The sequence below is a fragment of the Enterococcus sp. genome, from assembly GCF_032555305.1.
Classification (GTDB): Bacteria; Bacillota; Bacilli; order Lactobacillales; family Enterococcaceae; genus Enterococcus_A.
The window spans coordinates 1-21,890 of the sequence record NZ_JAWGOQ010000036.1 but is presented as its reverse complement, the minus strand read 5'-3'; the positions used below and the strand labels follow the sequence as shown (position 1 = coordinate 21,890).

Annotated in this window: 20 protein-coding genes; 2 read left to right on the top strand and 18 right to left on the bottom strand. The window is 41.8% G+C overall.

Annotated features, from left to right (window positions below; translation table 11 throughout):
• Positions 1–4 precede the first annotated feature (4 nt).
• The 7 genes from pcp to E6139_RS19955 all read right to left on the bottom strand — a co-directional run bounded on the left by pcp (position 5) and on the right by E6139_RS19955 (position 5,959).
• Positions 5–649: a pyroglutamyl-peptidase I gene (gene pcp, locus E6139_RS19985; RefSeq protein WP_316405302.1), complete on the bottom strand. Its 645-nt coding sequence runs from the start codon at positions 647–649 to the stop codon at positions 5–7.
• A 17-nt stretch (positions 650–666) separates the two neighbouring features.
• A complete protein-coding gene (locus tag E6139_RS19980; RefSeq protein ID WP_316405301.1) occupies positions 667–1,611 on the bottom strand; it encodes a DUF979 domain-containing protein in 945 nt (314 codons plus the stop codon).
• Positions 1,612–1,623: 12 nt separating this feature from the next.
• Positions 1,624–2,304, bottom strand: a complete 681-nt coding sequence (locus E6139_RS19975; RefSeq protein WP_316405300.1) for a 5-oxoproline transporter, DUF969 family subunit — start codon at positions 2,302–2,304, stop codon at positions 1,624–1,626.
• A gap of 94 nt (positions 2,305–2,398) precedes the next feature.
• Positions 2,399–3,175, bottom strand: coding sequence for a glutamate 5-kinase (gene proB / locus E6139_RS19970; protein ID WP_316405299.1), 777 nt, complete (start codon positions 3,173–3,175; stop codon positions 2,399–2,401).
• A 512-nt stretch (positions 3,176–3,687) separates the two neighbouring features.
• The gene (locus E6139_RS19965) at positions 3,688–3,984 is read right to left on the bottom strand and encodes an addiction module toxin RelE (protein ID WP_316405298.1); all 297 of its coding nucleotides are present in this window, start codon (positions 3,982–3,984) and stop codon (positions 3,688–3,690) included.
• Positions 3,981–4,241, bottom strand: coding sequence for a type II toxin-antitoxin system RelB/DinJ family antitoxin (locus tag E6139_RS19960; RefSeq protein WP_316405297.1), 261 nt, complete (start codon positions 4,239–4,241; stop codon positions 3,981–3,983). The genes E6139_RS19965 and E6139_RS19960 overlap by 4 nt, the downstream gene beginning before the upstream one ends.
• A 287-nt stretch (positions 4,242–4,528) precedes the next feature.
• Positions 4,529–5,959, bottom strand: coding sequence for a deoxyribodipyrimidine photo-lyase (locus tag E6139_RS19955; RefSeq protein ID WP_316405296.1), 1,431 nt, complete (start codon positions 5,957–5,959; stop codon positions 4,529–4,531).
• A 336-nt stretch (positions 5,960–6,295) separates the two neighbouring features.
• Between E6139_RS19955 and E6139_RS19950 the strand changes: the two genes are divergently transcribed.
• Positions 6,296–6,916, top strand: coding sequence for a TetR/AcrR family transcriptional regulator (locus E6139_RS19950; RefSeq protein WP_316405324.1), 621 nt, complete (start codon positions 6,296–6,298; stop codon positions 6,914–6,916).
• A gap of 52 nt (positions 6,917–6,968) precedes the next feature.
• Here the strand turns inward: E6139_RS19950 and E6139_RS19945 are convergent, their stop codons facing one another.
• The 10 genes from E6139_RS19945 to E6139_RS19900 form a co-directional block, all read right to left on the bottom strand.
• On the bottom strand, positions 6,969–7,703 hold the full coding sequence (locus E6139_RS19945; RefSeq protein WP_316405295.1) for a helix-turn-helix domain-containing protein: 735 nt from the start codon (positions 7,701–7,703) through the stop codon (positions 6,969–6,971).
• Between the two features lie 754 nt (positions 7,704–8,457).
• Complete coding sequence (locus E6139_RS19940; RefSeq protein WP_316405294.1) at positions 8,458–9,678, bottom strand: MFS transporter; 1,221 nt, start codon at positions 9,676–9,678, stop codon at positions 8,458–8,460.
• Between the two features lie 378 nt (positions 9,679–10,056).
• On the bottom strand, positions 10,057–10,932 hold the full coding sequence (locus tag E6139_RS19935; RefSeq protein WP_410470555.1) for an ROK family protein: 876 nt from the start codon (positions 10,930–10,932) through the stop codon (positions 10,057–10,059).
• Between the two features lie 74 nt (positions 10,933–11,006).
• A complete protein-coding gene (locus E6139_RS19930) occupies positions 11,007–11,918 on the bottom strand; it encodes a sugar phosphate isomerase/epimerase family protein (RefSeq protein ID WP_316405292.1) in 912 nt (303 codons plus the stop codon).
• Between the two features lie 15 nt (positions 11,919–11,933).
• Positions 11,934–12,989, bottom strand: coding sequence for a Gfo/Idh/MocA family oxidoreductase (locus tag E6139_RS19925; protein ID WP_316405291.1), 1,056 nt, complete (start codon positions 12,987–12,989; stop codon positions 11,934–11,936).
• A gap of 20 nt (positions 12,990–13,009) precedes the next feature.
• A complete protein-coding gene (locus E6139_RS19920; protein ID WP_316405290.1) occupies positions 13,010–13,399 on the bottom strand; it encodes a DUF6379 domain-containing protein in 390 nt (129 codons plus the stop codon).
• Between the two features lie 13 nt (positions 13,400–13,412).
• Positions 13,413–14,423 (bottom strand): sugar phosphate isomerase/epimerase family protein, encoded by a 1,011-nt coding sequence (locus E6139_RS19915; protein ID WP_316405289.1) that lies wholly within the window; start codon positions 14,421–14,423, stop codon positions 13,413–13,415.
• Between the two features lie 77 nt (positions 14,424–14,500).
• Positions 14,501–15,595 carry a Gfo/Idh/MocA family oxidoreductase gene (locus E6139_RS19910; RefSeq protein WP_316405288.1) on the bottom strand — a complete coding sequence of 365 codons (1,095 nt, stop codon included), beginning with the start codon at positions 15,593–15,595 and terminating at the stop codon, positions 14,501–14,503.
• A 194-nt stretch (positions 15,596–15,789) separates the two neighbouring features.
• The gene (locus E6139_RS19905; RefSeq protein ID WP_316405287.1) at positions 15,790–17,184 is read right to left on the bottom strand and encodes an MFS transporter; all 1,395 of its coding nucleotides are present in this window, start codon (positions 17,182–17,184) and stop codon (positions 15,790–15,792) included.
• Positions 17,185–17,346: 162 nt separating this feature from the next.
• Positions 17,347–19,776, bottom strand: coding sequence for a GH39 family glycosyl hydrolase (locus E6139_RS19900; protein WP_316405286.1), 2,430 nt, complete (start codon positions 19,774–19,776; stop codon positions 17,347–17,349).
• 317 nt (positions 19,777–20,093) lie between these two features.
• Between E6139_RS19900 and E6139_RS19895 the strand changes: the two genes are divergently transcribed.
• The gene (locus tag E6139_RS19895; RefSeq protein WP_316405285.1) at positions 20,094–20,567 is read left to right on the top strand and encodes a hypothetical protein; all 474 of its coding nucleotides are present in this window, start codon (positions 20,094–20,096) and stop codon (positions 20,565–20,567) included.
• Positions 20,568–20,828: 261 nt separating this feature from the next.
• Here the strand turns inward: E6139_RS19895 and E6139_RS19890 are convergent, their stop codons facing one another.
• Entirely contained in the window at positions 20,829–21,866 is a 1,038-nt protein-coding gene (locus E6139_RS19890; RefSeq protein ID WP_316405284.1) for a glycosyltransferase family 1 protein, read from the bottom strand.
• Positions 21,867–21,890 lie beyond the last annotated feature (24 nt).

The following is a 21,890-nucleotide window of genomic DNA, read 5'->3' as shown; positions in this document are numbered from 1 at the left end:
TACATTACATAATCGTTCCCATCGCAACATTTTGATCTTCTTCTGTCGTGATCGCGGCCGCCACTGCAGCTTCTAACCCTTTGGCAATCGTTTCGACTGGCATACTAGGTGTGCCAGCTGGCAGATCAACTACCTGTTCCGGCAAGTAAGGAACATGGATAAAGCCGCCTTTGATATTTTTGTTTTGTTTGTCCGCTAAATACAACAAACGATACATAATGTCGTTGCAGACAAAAGTCCCTGCTGTATAAGAAACACTTGATGGAATACCGGCTGCTTTGACGTTGCTGACCATCGCTTTGACCGGGATCGTCGCAAAATAAGCTGTTTCGCCATCTTCGTGAATGACTTGGTTCAAGGGCTGTTGTTCTTCGTTATCAGGAATCCGCGCTTCCATTAAATTGATCGCTACTTTTTCGATCGAGATATCAGAACGTCCGCCGGCTTGACCGACACAGATCACGATATCCGGATGTTGTTCTTCGATCGCTTTTGCCAGCACTTCACCGTCTTTTTTGAAAACCGTTGGAATTTCTAATTTGTGGATCGCTGCACCTGCGATCGTATCTGGTAATAATTTCACTGCTTCATAGGCAGGGTTAATGGCTGCTCCGCCAAAAGGGTCAAACCCAGTAATTAATACGTTCATTTTCCACCATTCCTTTACTATTTAAATAGAATCATATAACCAATTTGGAAAACCAAGAAGATCACGGCTAACAATGCCTGATTCTTGATCACGCCGAAACGATCCTTCATTTCCAGCATCGCCACCGGCACAATATTGAAGTTCGCCGCCATTGGCGTACATAAGGTTCCGCAATAGCCGCAGGTCAAGGCAACCATTCCGATCAAGACGGGATCAGCGCCATAGGCTAAGACAAACGGCGCACCGATGCCGACAGTCATTACCGTGATCGCCGCAAACGCGTTCCCCATGATCATGGTGAACAGCATCATCCCGATGGCAAAAACAATAATTCCTAGATTCACGTTACCTTTAGGTATAACCTTCGCGACTAAATCAGAGATGACTTCCCCAACACCAGCCGCAGTAAAGATTGCACCCAGACTAGCCAATAGCATCGGCAGCATGCTCAATGGTCCGACCGTAGACAGCATCCGTTCCGCATCATCCAAAAATACTTTTGGCTTGTTTGAATTTGAGTAGATCATCAAAATGACGATCGCCACTAATACACCGACACCAACGCCGACTAACGCGCCCAATTGTGTGAAGACCGCAAAGATGATCGCGAAGATCCCCATCGCCAAAGCTGGGATAAAGATCTTCATACCTATCTTATCAGCCATTTTCTTGGTAGCCGCTTCGGCTGGCGCGTTTTCCTGGCCTTTGCTGACTTTTTTGAAGATCGGCGGCAGGGTCATGATGATGACTAACACACCATCGATCATCGGCGGAATCCAACGACCAAACATCATCACGATACCTAGCGCACACCAGAAGATCGCTGTGCCGATCGGTGTCGCATTACTTTTGTCGCGGGCATTTTTGATCCCAGTGTACACCGCGACCGCACCCATAATGATATAAATAATTTCAAGTAACTTCTCTGACATCAATACGTCAGGACTTAGAAAAAATGACATCTGTTTTCCTCCCTATTTCCCGTTGCCGTAGTATTTTTTGAATAGCTTGCGATCCTTCAAGAAGTAATACACGATCGCCACGATAACGGCAAATAACGCCACGGGAATTTCTACCTTCGCTAGATCAAGCAAGCTGGCTTCATAGCCTAAAGATTTCAAGGTCGCCTGCACCAGCAACGCGCCCGGTCCGCCAACAAACAATACTTGGAAAAAGAACCATGCGATGTTTTCCATGCCAGAAGACATCCCCTTCAACTCTTCAACATATTCTTCTTCAGGTTCCTTTCCCTTTGCTTCAATCGAACCGATGACCATCGGCATGATGATTGGACGAACAAATCCGGCCACTCCGCCGAAGCTGATGTTAAAGGCTGCGAAGATCGAACGCATGATTCCATAGGCGCCAATCACCGCACCAGCCGACGCATTTTTTATTTTTCCAATCAATTTTGCCGCGGATTCTTTTAAGCCATTTCGTTCCAAAGTCCCCGTAACCAGCATGATCAAGATGAAGATCGCCATCGAACGGTTAGAAACAAAGCTCGTTCCCAATGTCGTCAACAGCCCTTCTACGCCTAAACCACCAGTGATCGCTGTAACGACTGCGGCTACTAGGATAATCAGGATCGAATCCAACTTCAAGGCAAAGCCGATAATCACAATCAAAATTCCTATTAATTTCGCTAATTCCATCTAAAATAAATCCTCCCTCAATATATCTAATAATCAGCCGAAGCTGAGTTATCCCGTTTGAATATTCTGATTTTTCTGAATAAAAAGCCTAGACCTACTTTTTGAACAGTGTTCCTACTTCACGACCCGCTAAAATATCCAACAGCACTTTGGGACTTTTCCCATTCGCCAGTACCATTGAAATATTGGCTGTCAACGCACCCGTCGCTGTTTTCAGCTTGCTGCGAATGCCGCCGCGACTCAGATTTCCAATGTTTGAATCCGCTTCTTCCAATAATCGCTGATCGATCTCGCTCAAATGTCGAAACAACGTCGCCTGTTCATTAACCATAGGGTTGGCAGAATATAAGCCATTCACATCAGAAAGCATAATCAATAAATCAGCCTCGATCGCTTCAGCTACTAATAACGAAAGCTCATCATTGTCTTCAAACTTCGCCAAATGACCTTCTTCATCCACCGTCACCGCATCATTTTCATTAATGATCGGCAAGATTCCATGCTCCAGCAGCTCTTGAAGCGTTTGAACAAAGGCATGTCGACTTTTCGGATATTCCAATACTTCCCGACTCAATAAAAGCTGTGCAATTGTTTGATCCTGCTGGTTAAATGCAGCCTCATACCTGCTGGTGACCAAGCCTTGACCAACTGCCGCAGCCGTTTGTTTTGAAACTTCACCAAGCTGAGTAATACCCGCACCAACAGCTCCCGAAGAAACAAGAATCGGTTTCTTTCCGATAGCGATCAGTTCAGACAACACACTCGCCAGCTGTGAGATCACGGCTTCCTCAATGCCTGTCACAGGTGATACTAATAAGCTCGTTCCGACCTTAATTACAATAATGTTCGCGTCTTTTATTTCTTCTCTCATCTATTACACCTTAACTATAAAAAACAGGCACTAGCAATTAATAAAACTATATACGCATGCAATGCCTCAATTATTTTTTGCTAATAATATCACAAAAACACCCACATGGGAATATTTTATTTTTTTAATCAAAATCCCCTTTAAATCAAACGAACATTATGTTGTGAACATTTTATGATTTATTAGAAGAACTTTGAAGATTTTTGAGTTCGTTATTTCCAATGATCATTTTGGAGAATCAGGAAGAATAAAGGAATTTAAAAATAGCTTTTAAAAAAACGCTCTTTATTTATATAAATAACCAAATAGATTGTGGATAGATAATAGCGCTAACATTTCTGGTGAATTTTTTTGTTATTAAATTCAATTAAAAGATTGAATAAATCTTCAAAAAAAGCTCGCCGATGCTAGATGAAACCTAACATTGGCGAGCCATACTGATCCATGATGGAAGCTCAAATCAACACTATTCAAATAATTACATCTTACTCACAAACTTTTAAAATCGGACTTTACCGGTTTAAACGTTTTTCAGCAATTCGATAAACTTCACTATCTTCACGTTTTCCGATGACTACAATCTCGATGATTTCCACACCAAACTCAGACTCCTTGAAAATGACACGCAATCCTAATCTTTTGTGCTTCATCTTTCGACAATCATTTAATTTACCGCGTAATGCCTGACCTGCCTTCATCCCTTGGTCCTCAATTCTTTTGAGCGATTTAAGAACCTGTTTCCGTTGACTATTATCGAGACGTTCAAAATCACGCTTTGATAAATCGGTAAATACAACTTCCTGCTTCATTCCCATTCGTCCTCTACATCCTGAATTTCAGTTCGCCAATCCTTTCCAGCCACCTCATCAACAGAATAATAGGTCGTTGTACTGATTTCAAACGGAATCCTCTTTTTCTTGACGACCTGTGTCAAATACAAGGTTACAGCTGTAGTTAAGTCTAGTCCTAGATCTTCTAACGTATCCTTCGCTTCTTGCTTCAATCTCTTGTCCACATTAATATTCAAACGTGTTTTTTCGTTTTTGTTTTTTTCTTTCATTTCCATTTTATTAGCCACCTACTTCTTTCGCATTATGTATATGACACTCTAGAACTATACTTAAACGATCAATTTCCATCCAATAAAACGCACCAATTGCGCACTAATGACGCACCAGTTACACACCCATTATACACCTAAAAACCTCCACTTAAAACAAAGATTTCTTATAGCCTTGCTTTATATCTATGATTTCCTTAATACATGGCAAGCGTTAAAAAAAAGAGCAACCATCGAAAATGATGATTGCTCTAAGAACTGATTTTATTTCCATAAACTATAGGAGCCATCAACTATTCCTCATGCGCCTGCACTTCACGAGCATATTCTTTGCTCGCCTCATACATAGAAATTGCTCTCTTTCGACGCTCCTTATGATTAACGATCGGGCTTGGATAATCTTGATCCAAAATCATACTATATTCCTCCTGCTCTTCTTTGGTCATTTTATCCGGTTGATGAATCAACTTCTCTGGCAGGCTGCCTAACTCCTTCACGTACTTCTTGATGAACTTGCCCTCTGGATCGAATTTCTCTGATTGCGTCGTAGGGTTGAAGACACGAAAATAAGGGACGGCATCGGTTCCGGTGGAAGCTGCCCATTGCCAGCCGCCGATATTGCTGGCAGGATCATAGTCAATCAGTTGCTGCTGGAAATACCGCTCACCCCAACGCCAATCGATCAGCAGGTCTTTTGTTAAAAAGGAAGCGGTGATCATCCGTAGGCGATTGTGCATCCAGCCAGTTTCCTTTAATTGTCGCATCGCCGCATCCACGATCGGAAAGCCAGTTTTCCCCTCTTGCCATTTTTCGAATTTCTCTTGATTATTTTCCCACTTGATGAAACGAAATTGGGCTTGGATCGGTTGCTTCTGCTGACGGGGATGATTGGTAAAGATCATATTGTAGAAATCACGCCAGCACAGTTCTTTTTCGAAAGTATTGCGCCCTTGTGAAGGTTTTTCTTCCTGCAACGCCTGCCAAACAGTCCGAATCGAAACCTCGCCGGTCCTTAAATAGCGCGACAAATGACTAGTTTCATCCAAAATCGGAATATCGCGCGCCTTTTCGTACTTTTCTACGGAGTTTTTGACAAACTTCTTCAATTGACGCGTTGCTGCCTCTTCACCAATCTTCGTTTGCTTGGGAAGTCTCGCGACCAATTTGTCGAACTTCTTTTCATCTTCTGGAAACAGCACCTTGGAATGGACCGAATCTGCTTGAAAGCGAACTTTCAGCGGTGTTTCTTTCACTCGTTCTTTCCATTGATTGTAATAGGGGGTGAAAACTTTATACGGATCGCCTTGTTGATTTTTAATCTCCCTTGCTCCGTGAAGGTAGTGATCCTGAAATCGAAAATACTCGATCCCATTTTGGCGAAAGAACTTCTTTGCTTCCTTATCACGCTTCGCGCCAAAACCGGTCGTGTCTTCATTGAAATAGATTTTATTCCAGTCCGGCAATGTCTCTTTTAATTGTGCAAATAAGTCTAGCGGCTCCCCATATTGAATTTGCAGATGAGCCTGCTCATCGATTCTTCCTTTAAAATGCTGGACGCTCCCGAAAAATGCTTGATGATTGGGACTGTCTTCCAGAAATTGTGCTGGATTGGCTTGGAATAATAACACTAGTTCGTCTTCTGCCCCCAAATCGTTAAACGCATGATAAAGCGCTTTGTTGTCTTGAATTCTTAGATCGCGGCGAAACCACATAACCGTCTGCATCGAATCAACCTTTCTCGTTAACCTTCTTTCTTCGAAACTACCATAGAATACTGAAAAAGGCACTTTTGATGTTTATAAAAACTAGTTTTTCAGCTAAAAAAATTCAAATTTCAAGCCTTTTAAAATCATTTTGGGTAATCGCCAGTTCTCATTGACAGGGCTAGTGTTTACTAGTATAAATATGTTAGTAAACATCATCTTATGGATATATTTGTGTTATCAAATGTTTGTCTCTGCAAAAATCAAATAAAATACAAACGTTCTATTCATTCTTTATAAGAAAAAATCTTAAAATAATAGAATGTTTTTCATTCATTTTGAAAGAAGGAAGCGGTCATAAAAAATACAAAGGAACGAATCTGGCGTGAAGCCTTAACCTTATTTTCCCAGCGGGGATTTGATGGGGTATCAGTGAAAGAAATCGCAAAAGCGGTCGGAATCAAGGATAGTTCGCTTTATAATCACTACAAAAGCAAACTGGAAATCTTCAATACTATTCTTAGGGAAGTTTCTCAAATTTTAAAAGAAGCCAATAACACCTACGCGATCCCTTTGACAGTAAATGCCGGAGACAAGTATAAAAACATTCCGATTCAAGAATTGACGAAGATGTATGTTGATGCCTTTAAGTTTTACTTAGCAGACGAGACTGCTTCGAAATTCAGGAAGCTGTTGATTGCGGAGCAGCACATGAATCAATCTGTCGGAAACTTATATAATGAACTATTTTTTGATCTTCCCATGAAGTATCTGACGATTTTATTCACTGATCTTGTCAATCAAGGAACTTTTATCAAAATGGACCCATACATTATCGCGATGCATTTCTATTCTTCCATCAACTTCCTAATCCGACGCTGCGACATCCGTCCAGATTTAGTCGAGGAAAACATTTCCTTATTGGAACAGCATATTGAACAATTTGACCAAATTTATCGGGTTGAACGTACCAAATAAATTTGGTCAAATTGAAAAAAGCTTCGACGGTTTAGTCGAAGCTTTTTACTGCTTATTGCTGTGGTTCAAGGTAGACAATATCGCCTGAACAGTACCTATCAAAGTCATTATCTCTTAAAAAGAGCAGAAACGGAACCTGAAGATAATACCCCTGCCCCCAGCTTGAGCCCACACAGTCCTCACTGAGTCCGGAGTCAATCATCTTGACCTTCAGACGCTTTGCGATCGCAGATAAGTTCGACAATCCCGCATGATTACTCTCCGAATGCCACATTTTCTGACACAAATCTTCTCTTGAAACGCTTTTACCATTTGCTTCATACAAAAAACAAAGCAGCTGTCTCTCTTTTTTTGATAATCGATTTAAGAAATTAGAAAAATTGCTGCGGGAAAATGGCTCAATTCTAACCGATTGGGTAGATTCCGCATAGGCCTGAGCACGAGCAATCTTATCGATGATCACTGAATCACTATCATCGAATTCCAGCCAAGAATCAATAAACTCACCCAACCATGCAAACTCGGTTTCTTCGATCTGGTTCTGGTTTCCTCTGCGAAGAATCGGCAGACCGCTGTCCTTCAAGCTCTTGATATGCTGTGCCAGCTCAACATTTGAGATGGTGTCACAAATCATAATCAGAGAAAAATACTGAATGACCTGCAGGTGTTCGCTCGCCTCATAAAATAAGCTGGAGGAGCAATACACTTCGGCGTTGACTCGTTGCAGAATATTCTGCAGACGTGATTCAATAATTGGATTTTTGCTTAATAACAATACTTTTGTCAATTTGCATTCACCTCTTTAACTTTGCACTACTTCTTCTCTTAAAAAAAATTGTTTATCGCTTCATTAGATAACTGCCGACCAAAGCAAACATATTTTTCTTATATAACAACTTAAAAAACAAACAATACCAATAACCGTTTTAGTAAGCTGTTCGTTTCTGAGATTTCTTTATCCGCGATTGCATAGAAATAGGAAACGACGAATCACTCCTATAGCAAAGAAGCTCTTCTCTCACTCCGTTGCCGATCTTCTTATGCTCAGCTTTTTCCGATACGATCGATTTCGCATATTTCCGGAAATAGCCTGATGGATAGCTCGCTCCTTTTCCTCCTTCTATTATATTTACTTTAAAAAGTTATTATCAATCACTAAACTAGCACTTACTAGTTTCTTAATATATACTAGTAATCACTAGTTTTGTCAAGAATCTTTTTATTTATTATTCAAAAGTATAATACATTTAACTAAATTAAACTTATTGGCCGTATTATAACTTTTGTTATAGTTATAATCACAACTTTTCTCATTCAAGCATGTGTTCTCTAATCTCAGAAAAGCATTTCTGGACCAAGCCTTTCTATAATAAAGAGAACTCATACTGAAAACGAAAAAACACCTAGCTCCCTTTTTTAAGGAAGTTAGATGCTTTGACTGCTGGTTCTATTACTTATAGTAAAAAGCACAGATTAATTAACATAATTTAATTATGGATAATGAATATAGAAAATCGAACACTCGATACTCACCTTTCCCATCATTGACTCAAATCAGCACGGATGAATCGTATCAGTCCCAAACAGATGATCATAACTCCGCAAATAATCACCAACCATTGTATTTTCACGACATCCGCCAGCGGTCCAAATAGTGCCGTTCCCAGCGGCATAAATCCGCTATACATCACTCCCAACAGTCCAAACACCCGCCCTTGTTTTTCTTCAGGCACGTGTTCCTGCAGCAGCGTTGTCGTTGAAGATTGGACTACAGGAATGAAGAAACACAATAGGAACATGAACACAGCGAACAGTAAAAACGTGTAACTGAAGCCCAATGCGAATGAAAACACACCAAAGCAAATCAGTCCGAAAAAGAGTGTCTTAGTCCGTTCCTTAAAGCCGCCCAGCGCTCCTAATACGATTCCCCCCAAGACCATTCCAGCGAAACCTGCCATTTCATTAATCGTTAAATACAAGTAATTATCGCCAAAGGTTCGCTCGATCATCAGTACGGTTAAAAAACTCGAAGGGACCGATAAGAAGATAAATGCACCATAGTTTAGAAGCAGACGTTTTACTAGTTTATCCCCAATCACATAACGGATGCCAGCCTTCATATCTATAAAAAAACTTTTTGAAGACTCATTTTCACTTCTTTTTTTAGAAATAGAAACAAAGCTCAGGATGGTAATACCGACAATCGCTGTTGCTACATCTAGCAGTAAAATCCAGTGAAAAGCTCCTAACGCTAACACCGCCCCGGCTGCTGCAGGTGCGGCAAACTGCACGATGGACATCATGCTGCTGTTGATTCCGTTATAGCGAATCAGCTGTTTTGCCGGAACGATCTGCGGAATCACCGCACTGACCGCTGGCGTCTGAATACCCGACCCGATGGAACGCAACGCGGAAACTACTACTAGCAAAGGTAGAATACTCGATGTTTCTCCTAAAATGAAGACGATTGCTAAGAACAGTGTGATTATGGCGATTCCTAGATCCGCTAAAATGATTAGACGCTTTCGCGGATAACGATCGGCCCAGACACCGCCGAAAAAGGAAGTGATCATTTGCGGAATCGTCGAGCTCAATGTAAGAATCGTCATCCAAAACCCCGACGATGTTTCCAAAGCCACCTGCCAAATGATTGCCATCTGAACGATTGACGAACCAAATAAGGTGATACACTGACTGGTGATAAATAAGATCGCATTGCGGCGCCATAGTTGCGGTGCCAAGTTCAACTCTCCTGTTTCCATAAAATCCCCCACTTTCTTGTCACCTGATTAGTCTACTAGGAAAAGTGAAGGTGGTGGCATAGTGGAGGGTTGGTTCTCGTTTTGAATGAGAAGATTTTTAAATGAACACTGATAACCAGATTAAAATGGGTTTGCAATCACATTCATAAAAGTGTAGCAATCGCTTATTAATCCCGTTTCCTCATTTCTACTTTCATCAACTTCCATGGTAAAGGAAGAAATCGTACTTTTGGTCATTTTTTCTAAAAAACTGAAAAAACACCTTGACTCACTTTGGCATGGCTCTCAAACAAGCACTTCCAAAGTTCTCAAGATGTTTAAACAGACAGTTGATTGTCATCACTGCAAAAATCGATAATCTTGCAGTGATGGCTTGTTTCATTTCGGTTCATTTAAACTGGCATACACCGCTCCATAAATCCCGGCTTCATTTCCCAGCAATGCTTTTTCCACTGTAAAATGCTCTTTGATTTGCGGAAACACGTACTGTTCCATCTTTTCCTGCAAAGGTTTTAGCAATTGGTCTCCAGCTTCGGACAAGCCGCCGCCAATGACGACTTCTTCGACATCGATCGTATTCATGATTCCGGCTAAGGCTTGTCCTAAGATATCGGTAAATTCTGCTAACACTTCCTTCGCCAGTTGATGGTTTTCCGCCGCTTTTTCAAAAATGATCGGCGGCGTTAGCTCCGGCCAGCTTTCTTCCTTCAGAAGCAGCGCTTTTTTCATGCTCAGCATCAGACCATTAGCAGAAGCAAAGGTTTCTAGACAATTTCTTCCACCACAGCCACACAAACGATTTTCTTCGGAACGAACGGGAATATGACCAATTTCACCACCGGAGGAGTGGCAGCCATTTAGCACTTCTCCATTTAAGACAATGCCACCACCCACACCAGTTCCTAAAGTAACGAACAAAAGATCGGCTTTTCCTTGGGCCGCGCCTTTCCACATTTCACCTAAAGCAGCGGCGTTAGCGTCATTCAGTAAAGTGACCTCGATCCCTAGCTCGTTTTCTAGGATTTCTTTTAAGGGCATCTGAGTCCAATCTAGATTCACGGCTTGTACGACGGTCTTTCCATCTGGTGAGATCGGTCCTGGTACACCGATCCCGATGCCGGCTACTGACTGCAGCTTTTGTGGTTCTATCGTGGTGCGAACAGAAGAAGCGATTTCACCTGGGATGTATTTCCCTTTTTCCGAAATGTTGGTTGGAATCGACCATTTCTTTTCAATGATTCCTTGTTGATCCATTAACGCAAACTTGATCGAAGTCCCGCCAATATCAATTCCTACAATGTTTCCTTGTTTTTTCAACGGCGTCACCTCTAGACAAAATTCCGCAAATAATGCGCACTCTGTTTGATCGAACGCTTCACATCCTCATAATCCGCTTCATAACCCCGGTCCTCTACTTCGATACAGGTATAGCCGCTATAGCCCACATCCGTCAACGCCGAGACATATTTGCCCCAATCCACATCGCCTAAGCCTGGTAGTTTTGGTGACATATATTCTAACGGAGTCGCCATCACACCGACCTCCTGCAGCTTGTTCCAATAAAGCTTGATGTCCTTGTAGTGAATATGGAACAGCTTGTCCTTGAACTCATACAACGGCGCTAAGTAATCCATCTGCTGCCAAACAAAGTGGGACGGATCAAAGTTCAGTCCGATGTAGTCGCTGTCTAATAGTGCAAAGATTTTTCTAAACAGATCCGGAGTGGTCATTAGGTTTTGACCATCTGGCCATTCATCTTCAGTAAAGAGCATTGGGCAGTTTTCAATCGCGATCTTTACCTTTTGCTTTTCAGCGTAAGCCACGATCGGCTTCCAAACCTTTTCCACTTCCTTTAGATTTTCTGAAATCGTTTTTGACGGCATCCGTCCAATAAATGTTGTTACTAAGTTAATGTCCATGATTTTTGCCGCATCAATGACGGAATAAAGATGGTCGATCACAAGCTGACGCTTTGCTAAATCCTCGTCTAACGGGTTCGGATAGTAAGCCAAAGCAGAAATCGCCACGTTTTTCTCAGCCGCGTAGGTCTTGTATTTTTCGCCCTGTTCCTTTGTCAGGTTTTCTGTATCAATGTGTGAAACGCCCGCATAACGCCGCTCGGCCTTTCCAGCCGGCCAGCAGGCGATCTCCACACAATCCAGTCCATTTTCAGCAACGATGTCAATCATTTCGTAAAAATCGCTTTGATCTAAAATCGCTGAAACCAATCCTAATTGCATGTTTTTCCCTCTTTTCTATTCAAAATCGACTGAACGGTGTTCCTTTGCAGAAACTCTGATCGCGTCCACCAGCTTCATCAAACGCAAGATTTCCGTTGGTTTCACTGTTAACTCCTCTTCGCCTGCAACAAATTTATTGTAATGATCAAAAAACATATCATGATTGACTGAAACCTCAGGAAGCTCTTCAGTGACTAAACGTCCTTCTGGCGGCGGACCAAAAGAGCGCGTTGGACCCGCAGCAGTCATGGTGATCTTGCCTGGGACATTGGTTAACAATTCACTAGTTCGCACAATCTTCCCTTGCGGATTAAAGCCGTCCACATACGCACTGCCTTTATTTCCGCCCACAAACCAATGGCGTTCAAACCAAGAAGCTTCATCCTTTAAGAAGTAGGTTCCCAGTTCTACTTGACCAGTAATACCGCTGTCAAAATACAATTGAATATTGAAATAATCGTCAACATTCTCGTTAATCACATTACGCACATCAGCATAAACTGTTTTTAATTTCCCAGGGATCATCCAAAGCATCTGATCCAACAAATGAACGCCCCAATCATACAGCATGCCTCCTCCAAATTCTGGATAAACATGCCAATCGTGCATATTTCCATTAAAGCCATATAAACAATTCTTAATGGTATAAATATCACCAAGCGTTTGACTGTCTACAACTTCCTTCATCAAACGGTAGTCCTTATCCCACCGGCGTTGATGGTGGATCGTGAAACGAACGCCCGCTGCTTCAGTGACTGCCATCATTTCTTCAAATTCTGTTCCATTCATGGCAGCCGGTTTTTCCAAAATAATATCCTTTTTCGCTGCGGCGGCTTTTTTCACCATTTCTAAATGAAGATGATTCGGTACGGCAAGGATTACTGTGTCAATAGCTGATTCCGCCAACAAGTCATCTGCTTTTAAAAATGCTTTTACGTCAGCTGAAATATCCTTGAGCTGATCCTTATTGATGTCGCATACCGCGACTAATGTTGCATAATCTAATTTTTTGATGGTTTCCCCATGGGTTTGTCCCATGAAGCCATAACCAATGATGCCAAAATTCAACATCCTTCTTCCTCCTTTTTCACCTAGATCGTCACCGTTCGTTCCTTCACTCCCACTAATGGGACTGGAATATAGGCGGTTCTGGTTGCGACCGTTAATTTGATTTGGTGCTCTCCTTTAGCTAATCCTCTTGGCTGCAAGACCCGGATATACAAAGGCTCGCCATACTCCCACTTATAGCTGGTAACTGTCTCCGCTTCTTTTAAATAGAACCAATCTTGCTTATCGATCGAAATTTGGATCGCTTCAGACGAGACTTCCTCGTCATCCACCGCAACCTTGATAAACTCCACCATCGAAAGCGGCACTCCACGATAGTAGGTAATCAATGTCTGCAGTTCAAAGCCGATCACTTCGCCCTTTTCTTCAATATTTTTACATGTCGCATTTTTAAATACATTATTGTCAAACATTCTCTACATCCCCCTATCCTTGAATTTCTTTTAAGCAAGCCTGCAAGTATTGTTGATTTGCGGCTACCTGTTCTTTTTCCTGCATCGGTTTGCCTGGCAGGGTGAAGCGATTGCCTTCATATTCCGTTGCCACGTATCCGTCATAATCTTTTTCATGTAGATATTCCAAAAGCCCTTTATAATCCATCGAGTATTCTGGACCTTCAGGGGTCATTTCAAACATTTTGATGTGGAAATGCTTGATATAAGGCAGATAGTCATCCATCACTGTAAATGGATAATTTTCATAGCCATCGCAAAGCGGCGCAAACATCTGATCCTCTTTGGTTTTGATCACTTTCTTGAAGTCTTCAGGATACTCGCCGTTGTTCTCTTTGACGACACGGTGAAGATCGGTTCCTTGGGCAAAAATCTCATCTAAATAGGCAAACATTTCAGGACTCGCGCCATTATTGACTTCATAATTCACGACTACCCGCGGGAATTTCTTACAGAAAATCCCTGTATCAATCACTAGACCAACATACGGAGAATCCAAACGTTTCATTTCTTCAATGAAATGCAGCGTCTCTGGTTCGTCAAAAGCCATACCCGCATGAATCTCCAAGGCAATTGTCACATCGTATTTCTCACAATAAGGAAGCAATGGTTCGCAAACCCAATAGGGAACCATGGAGACTAGGCGAATCAATTTGATCCCTAAGCGATTGGCTTGTTTGATTTCTTCAATCAATAAATCGATACACTCACGTTTTGTCAGACTGCGATTCTTATACAGATTCGTATTCAAAAAGACATCTGCAATGACTGGCTTGATGCCGGTTTCCTGTAAAAGCTGATGCCACTGCGCGACATCCTCTTCTGCTGGATGAGGAGCGTTTTTAATCATTTGATCCGGTAAAATCTCGACTCCTTCAACATTGTTTTCCTTCAAAAAATACATTAGGTCCTTCAAGTTCATACGATGATTCAAATATTCATCCTGCAAGCTGTATAGACTCACAGCCGTTTTGATTCTAGACATTTATTTTCCTCCTATATAATGAAATAATAGCACCCGGGACGAGGAACCAGTGACTGGCGCTCGTCCTTTCGATTCAATTAAAGCTCCACGACTTTTCCTGTTTCCGCCGATTTGTAGATCGCTTCTAAAATCTGTGTCACAACGATCGCTTGCTCAGGTTTAACGACCGGTTCGGTATCATTCAAGATCGCTTCAACCCATTGCTTCGCTTCTGCATCCTTTTGTTCCAGACTGCTGCCTTCAAAGCCGAACACGCCGCCTGCATCAGAAGGTTCCGTCTGTTCTAATTGGTTGTGGGCTGCCTTGTTAAAGACAACATAGCCTTGATCCAAAAAGGCTTTTCCGAACATTTCCGCGCCGCCCTCTGTTCCGCAAAGAGTTACCTGTGCTTCTTTCGGATTGATCATATTCAAGGCCCAAGCTGCTTCCAAGAAAATCGTCGCGCCATTTTCCATTTTGATTAAGCCGAATGCTGAATCCTCCGTTTCAAAGGATTCCGGTTCCCAAGGTCCGAACATATTTGCCATCGGATTGTCTTTTAATTTTTGATACGTTGAGCCTAAGACCATTTTTGGTTTGTAGTTATTCATGTACCAAAGCGTCAAATCCAATGCATGGGTACCGATGTCGATCAATGGTCCGCCGCCTTGTTTTTCTTTGTCTGGGAACACACCCCAAGTTGGCACGCCTTTTCTCCGAACCGCATGTGCTTTCGCAAAGTAAATCTCACCTAACTCCCCTTTGCTGCAGGCATCGTAGGTCGCCAATGAATCTGCCCGGAAACGATTTTGATAACCAATCGTCAGTTTTTTACCAGTGCGTTCTGCTGCATCCAGCATCTTCTTCGCTTCTTCATAATTGATCGCCATAGGCTTTTCACACATTACGTGTTTGCCGCTTTCTAACGCATCAACCGTAATAAATGAATGAGAGATATTTGGTGTCAACACATGAATCACATCAATATCTGCTTGTCTCACCACTTCTTTATAATCTGCTGTCACTAACGCGTCAGAAACACCGTATTCCGCCGCAGCTGTTTCAGCCCGTTCAATAATCGTATCGCAAAATGCCACCAGTTCTACTTGGTCAGCCAATTTCGCTAAGGCTGGTAAATGTTTTTGATTGGCGATTCCGCCGCACCCGATAATACCGAATTTCAATTTTGTCATGTTGTTTTCCTCCTTAAAATATGTAAGCCAGCCATGTTCGTTAGTTTGACTGGCTCGATAGGTATCGCTTACAAAACCTAGTTTACTGAATGAGTCCTTTTTCTACTCTTTAAATCTCCAATAAAAGATCAAACATTTTTACTCTATGTGTTTATTCTTTCTTTCGAGAACAAATTTATATCATACTTATATGCTTAGACGTTGGTATTCTCACGTTTTCGATCCAGCTTTGCGCGAATGTCATCAGCGTCCTTATCGCTCATATCCCACAACAAGCAAGCAATTGCTGCCACGAAAAACAGGATTGCCGGAATCAAGTTAACCACTAAATTGATTCCATTTTTAGTAGCCATTGATTGCTCCATATTCGCTTGATACCCAAATGAATGCAGCAGCATGATCCCGATCGACGCGCCGACCGCATTCCCGATTTTTGTCGCCAAGCCATAGGTTGCGTAAGCTGTTCCGTCTGTCCGCACTCCTGATTTCAATTCCTGATAATCGACCGAATCAGACACCATCGAAAGTGAGATCGGGAAGCCCATATTGAACAGACCGAAAATCACATGTCCCGCGATGATCATTGGCAAGTTATCAAAGTCCGCAAAGTATACGACCAGCAGGCCAATACCTTGAAGAATCAAGGTGACCATCAACACATTGCGTTTTCCAAAACGTTTCACTAAAGGAATAACCGCCAATGAACAAACCGCGCCTCCAATTGAAGGGATGGTCATTAATAAAGCAATCAAAGTAAACGCACCCAAACAATAAATGACGTAAAAGGTGGTTACTGCGATTCTCCCCATGAAGGCCGTCATTTGTAAGATCATAACTAGAAAAACGATCATCAAGTATTTATTGCCGATAACATTTTTAATCGTTGTACGGAACGGTACTTTCTTTTCATTCTTCATTGGCTGAACCACTTCACGGGAAGTCGCGAACACTGCGAAGAATAATGGAATCGAAATAACCGCATAGATCAACGCTGTCATAAAATAGCCACGACCAGTCGCGACGTCTGAGCCATCTGAGAAGGCCAGCATAATAAATGAAGACAATGAGTTCACGATAATCATCCCAACATTCATTCCGACTGAACGCCAAGCATTTAATTGATTACGCTCATTGGCATCTTCGCTCATTACAGCGGCTAATGCGCCATAAGGAATATTCACTAAGGTGTAAATCATTCCCGCGATGATATAGATGACGGCTGCCCAAATGATTCCTGCGGTCCCGTTACCAAAAGGACCTGTGAAGGTCAATACAGAGAACAAAGCTAGAAATGGGGAACCGAAAGCGATATATGGACGAAAACGACCGAATTTGCTTCTGGTACGTTCTGCGATCATTCCCATCATCGGGTCGTTGATTCCATCCCACAAACGCGCAACTAACATGATCATTGAAACTGCCACTGGTGCTAACCCCACGATATCGGTATAAAAAACGGTCAAATAAGTGCCGACAAAAGTCCATACGAATTGGCTGGCAAGGTCCCCTAAGCCATAAGCGATCATTGAAAATTTGGTCAGTTTCTTCTTCTCTACATTCATTCCATTGTCAAAAACTTCTTTTTCCATGTGTGCCTCCCAGAATAAGTAATTTTTGTAAACGTTTACAGTTATTATTGTAGTTTCTTCACCGATAGAATACTCTGCGTTTTCCATTGATTCTATTGATACTTTTAAAGGATGATCCATGTTTTTTGCACAAAAAAACAAGATTGTGTTACACAATCTTGTTTAACGTGAGACCTTTTGGATCTCGATCAGTTGAATCTCTTGTGGCAATATTTCTAATTCAAGTCGTAATTGATGATTTCTGGATGTCGCTTCTTTTACTTCGATTTGTGGTTGGCAGCGATGCTTCAAATACGTGACAAGCTCATCATCAAGCCGATCGGAATGACTGACAGCGTTAATTTCTTCTAATAGATTCCCTGCTGTTGGCCCAATTCGATAATGCTTCACTCGATAACTGCTTTCTGCCTCATTTAAATCCTTCAGTAAAATCTTTTTCTTCTGGACACTTGTAGATGCAAACAAGGCTGAGGCGTTCCTTCTAGTAAACACACTGTTGAAATCGTAATAATAAGTCGAGTTCAAATGACTATAGGAAAAACACAATAATTGAATCCGGTTCGGATCATCCTTCGTTATCAGCAAATCCTCCGACTGATAAACGACGCTGGCACTCAGTTTATTTAAAAATTGATAGGCATAATAACCGATCTTGGGGATCCCGCTTTTTGAGATCAGCCCTGAACCGCCAAAAATTTCTTTGTTGGCGGTGTCGAAGGTAGTCACTGACAAATCGGTGAGTTGCCAATACCCAATCAAATCACAATACGGCATGACTGCCAGAGCATTCTTTAAGATGTAGCTGCCCTTAAAGGCGGTATCATTGATGATATCGCGATTCAGGATCGTTACATTGAACTCTGTAATATAGGTTTTCCCTTGATAATCAATTTCCGCCAACAACTCCTTGAACTCCTTCATTCGATGAAGCATATAATTCGAATCTGCTGAGATCGGTTCATGATGTTTTTTTCGCTGATGCAGCTGCTGCTTCATCGCATCCATTGGATAAATAGACAAGCTAATGAAGTCCGGCGCTCCCTTGCTCTTGATCCACTGAGTCAGAAAGAAACTCAGATCCCTCGTCTCGATATCCAGGCTTAACCCGCAGCCGCCAATCTGAATCGAGGGAACAATGTGCTGAACGGCTTCTTTAATTTGGGAGAAAACGTTGATATAGGTCTTTTCCTGCGCTAAATTTAGCTGAACGCCATTATCATCGATTCGCGTCAGATCCTCACAACCAATCGTTTGCAGGACCAAAGGATTGGGTTTCCAGATTTCAATGATCCATGAAGAAACCTCTTCTAAACCAAACTTATCGATACAATGATAAAAGAATACTTGAAACCGGTGGAGCAGATCAGAGAGCTCATAGGATTTTCGAGTAAACAAATGGCTTTTGATGATCTGGGTATGGGATTCGTGGATCAGCTTCCCTTTAAATCCTAATTCCAGAAACGGTTTGATCCCAGCCTTCAGCATGCTCTGCAAAATCTCATCGACTGTCGAAAAATCATACTCCTCACCCACCTGCTCTAAGATTTCTTCACTAAATAACCCCCAAATTCGACCGTAGGCAAAAGGATTATTCTGCTGCAAATAATGAAGCTGCTCCACAAATGAGGCATGAGTCAAGTCCCCTGCGTACCCCAGATTGATCATACTTTTTTGAAAATTCTGTCGGGAGATTTCCTCCATAGACACTTGGATCGTCTCATCATCGATCTTGGCATCTTTTTCTTTGAAATAGCTCTCCAGATTTTGAATCTCTTCCTGCGCCTGATTATTCTGCTCTGTCTCCACCTTGGCCTCCGCCTTTATCTCCCTGCGAAACTCACTAGGTGTCAGTCCCTGATACTTTTTGAACAGGCGATTGAAGGAGTTGATATTGGAAAAGCCTGCGGAAAAAGCGATATTGGTAATTGATTTCTCCGTCTCCAGAAGATCCTTCCGTACCTTCTCCAACCGTTTCCGAATCAAATATTCGTTCATGGGCATCCCAATCTCATTTGAAAAAATCCGTGATAGATACTGATCCGAAACGTACAGCTTATTGGCAATATCCGCCAAACGGATGTCCTTATCGAAGTTATTATCGATGAAAAACTTCACCTCATAAACCTTTTGCTTGATGCTTCGATCTTCATCTGTGCTGGCAGCTTCGGCGTACTCCTTTTCCAACAGATGAATGATATGGAAATATTCCTCAAACACTTCAGATACAGAATGTTGCTCCTGCAAAATGTACAGCTTCAACAGCTTTTCAATCGACTGAATCAGCTGCTGATCCGCACTTTTACTTTCTGTAACAGAATTTCCTTCAAAGGCTAGGCCTGCTTGATCCTCAAAATAATAATTCAAAATAATTTCAAAAGCCCGAGCATTTTCCGCATAGACAGTGTGTACCAACGACTTTGACAAAATGTAAAAATCATTTTTCTGTAGGGAAATGACCTGATCCTCGCGTTCAATGGTCACCTCGCCTGCCAATACATAGATTAAATGGATATTCGTATCAAAATGCTGCATGACACGATCCTTCGTCAGCACATTCATCTCGATGTTCTCCCATGGTTCAATTAAACGCATAGCTACCCTCCTTGAAAACATTTACTAAATAGAATACATCCGCTTTCATTTCTATTGTCTTTATAATACATGAAATCCCTGACCGTGTTCCAGCTTTCTTGAATAGACAAAAAATGATACTCTCTAGGAAAGAGAATATCACGATGATGAGCATTAGCGACTATATTGGATATCTAATCCTTTTCCATCGCAAAACGAATTCCTGAGCAAGATTATGAAAATCTGTTGCTTTCGAGTACAATCGGTAAAGGAAGTGGATTTCTGATTACCTAAAAAAAAGAGTCAAAACTGAAACAATGATTCTGGAGGAATGAAGCATGAAAACCTATCGCAGCAGATCAATCATCCTAGTATTGGTTTTTGTAATAGTCTTTGGTATTTATTTTGTAGCGAATCAACATACAGATGAGCCTACTAAAGTTCAGTCATCTGACACGTTCTCAAATTCAAGTACAACTGAAACGTCTGCCCAGCAAACAATGGATCCAACAGATTTTTTGAATCAGTTCGCTGGTGAATGGAAATCGATGGAGGATTCAGAGACACTGATCATTCGTGAAGCCGGACAGTCCGTTGAACTTGAATACCCTGAGACAGACGACAAATTCAAAGTCTATCTCTCAGATTACCATGCTTCTTATAGGCGTTGGAGGCTCTTACCCGCGAATGGCGAAGAGTCTCAGTACCATGTAACACAGCTTTCCGACGATGAATTCAGCTTTCAGTCCTCCACTACCCAAGTAAATACTGAAGGCACATCAAAACCAGAGACTTTTTTTCGTGTGAAGTAACCATTGATCTTTATCTGCTTTACATGTCAAAAAAATGCCTAACAACAGCGGTAAAACAAGGCAAATAACCGTCCAAATTTACTCATAAAAATTTTTGGGCGGCTTTTTCTAATATGATCTTTATCCTTTTATATTTCCTGAAATGAGGCAAGAGAACTATTCGTCATTATTTGAGCTATTTGTTCCTTCATTTATCCATGACAAAGAAGCCTAGGGTAAATAATATTTTTCCATCACAGCTCGAATCAGTGTTAGCTATTATTACCGTTTATTTTTACCACGCTTTTTCTTCCTTTTGCTTGAGTAGTTTGAACTTTCTGTTCCCTTTTTCTTCTTTTTCCCAGTTGTTGGTTTAGAATTTCCCACGGAGATAGTTGGCGATTCTTTTAAAGTGGAAGTGACTTTTCCATCCGTTTTACCAACTTCTTGCGTCGCGCCCGTGTTAGTCTTAAGCGCAATCGCCCCTTCATTGCTAGCTTCTTTTTCCGCCATGATAATCGCAGGTTCCTCCAAACGAGTATCAGCTAAAACGAAGCCTTCCGGTAACAGCATCTTCACTAATTCTAGTCTCTCCTCTTCGCTTAATGAAGCGATCTCTGAACTAAGCTGCACGGAAGAATCCTCTGCTGTTTCAACCTTTTCCGGATTAGTCGAAATTTGGACAGGCTCTTCCACGATCTCCCCTTTTCGAATCTTGACGTAACGAGTACAGTTGTCGATCTCAGAGTTCTCCAGCTGGACAAAGCGCCTGATTCCATCCTTTTCAAAAATAGTTAATGAAGACATTAATTCTAAAACAGCATTGATCTTCATTGCGGAGGCATTTTTATCTGCATCACGTAAACTCCAATTATGAATCTTGCCTACCGCATCCTCAAAGGTCGAGACAAGCTTATACTGCTGTCCATCCAATTCCTCAACCGGCGTTGTCTTTGCGAACAAGTACTTTTTACATTCACTTACTCGATTATTGTAACGATGGTAAACCTTGGTTTTCTTATAGAGCCGATGAGTGACCTCTTCCCATTCCCTACCACTATCAAAGCAATCGCGAAACAACGGCGCCAGCTTCCGCAGCACCTCTGTCGGTTCGGCAAATAAAAGGATCTCTCTAACAAGATCCTGACAAAATAGATAAAAATCAGAAATACACAACGCATGCCGCACCAGCACAGCAACGATGTACTGAATAACAGTGTCCGCATCTTGTGAATCTGCATAGACTTTTTCGATGTTCTTTTCTAACCGAGGTCGTTTAGTGACAAAAAGCTGAACTTGCGACAATGATTGTGATTTCATAAAGTTTCTCCTCCTAAGAATACG

Coding starts and splice junctions, on each gene's coding strand:
- E6139_RS19955 (WP_316405296.1), bottom strand. CDS start 5,959: ATGCAGACGGTTATGTGGTTTCGCCGCGATCTAAGAATTCAAGACAAC.
- E6139_RS19905 (WP_316405287.1), bottom strand. CDS start 17,184: ATGGAAAAAGAAGTTTTTGACAATGGAATGAATGTAGAGAAGAAGAAA.
- E6139_RS19895 (WP_316405285.1), top strand. CDS start 20,094: ATGAAAACCTATCGCAGCAGATCAATCATCCTAGTATTGGTTTTTGTA.
- E6139_RS19915 (WP_316405289.1), bottom strand. CDS start 14,423: ATGTCTAGAATCAAAACGGCTGTGAGTCTATACAGCTTGCAGGATGAA.
- proB (WP_316405299.1), bottom strand. CDS start 3,175: ATGAGAGAAGAAATAAAAGACGCGAACATTATTGTAATTAAGGTCGGA.
- pcp (WP_316405302.1), bottom strand. CDS start 649: ATGAACGTATTAATTACTGGGTTTGACCCTTTTGGCGGAGCAGCCATT.
- E6139_RS19900 (WP_316405286.1), bottom strand. CDS start 19,776: ATGCGTTTAATTGAACCATGGGAGAACATCGAGATGAATGTGCTGACG.
- E6139_RS19910 (WP_316405288.1), bottom strand. CDS start 15,595: ATGACAAAATTGAAATTCGGTATTATCGGGTGCGGCGGAATCGCCAAT.
- E6139_RS19980 (WP_316405301.1), bottom strand. CDS start 1,611: ATGTCATTTTTTCTAAGTCCTGACGTATTGATGTCAGAGAAGTTACTT.
- E6139_RS19940 (WP_316405294.1), bottom strand. CDS start 9,678: ATGGAAACAGGAGAGTTGAACTTGGCACCGCAACTATGGCGCCGCAAT.
- E6139_RS19975 (WP_316405300.1), bottom strand. CDS start 2,304: ATGGAATTAGCGAAATTAATAGGAATTTTGATTGTGATTATCGGCTTT.
- E6139_RS19935 (WP_410470555.1), bottom strand. CDS start 10,932: ATGGATCAACAAGGAATCATTGAAAAGAAATGGTCGATTCCAACCAAC.
- E6139_RS19920 (WP_316405290.1), bottom strand. CDS start 13,399: ATGTTTGACAATAATGTATTTAAAAATGCGACATGTAAAAATATTGAA.
- E6139_RS19925 (WP_316405291.1), bottom strand. CDS start 12,989: ATGTTGAATTTTGGCATCATTGGTTATGGCTTCATGGGACAAACCCAT.
- E6139_RS19960 (WP_316405297.1), bottom strand. CDS start 4,241: ATGGAAATGAAAGAAAAAAACAAAAACGAAAAAACACGTTTGAATATT.
- E6139_RS19965 (WP_316405298.1), bottom strand. CDS start 3,984: ATGAAGCAGGAAGTTGTATTTACCGATTTATCAAAGCGTGATTTTGAA.
- E6139_RS19930 (WP_316405292.1), bottom strand. CDS start 11,918: ATGCAATTAGGATTGGTTTCAGCGATTTTAGATCAAAGCGATTTTTAC.
- E6139_RS19890 (WP_316405284.1), bottom strand. CDS start 21,866: ATGAAATCACAATCATTGTCGCAAGTTCAGCTTTTTGTCACTAAACGA.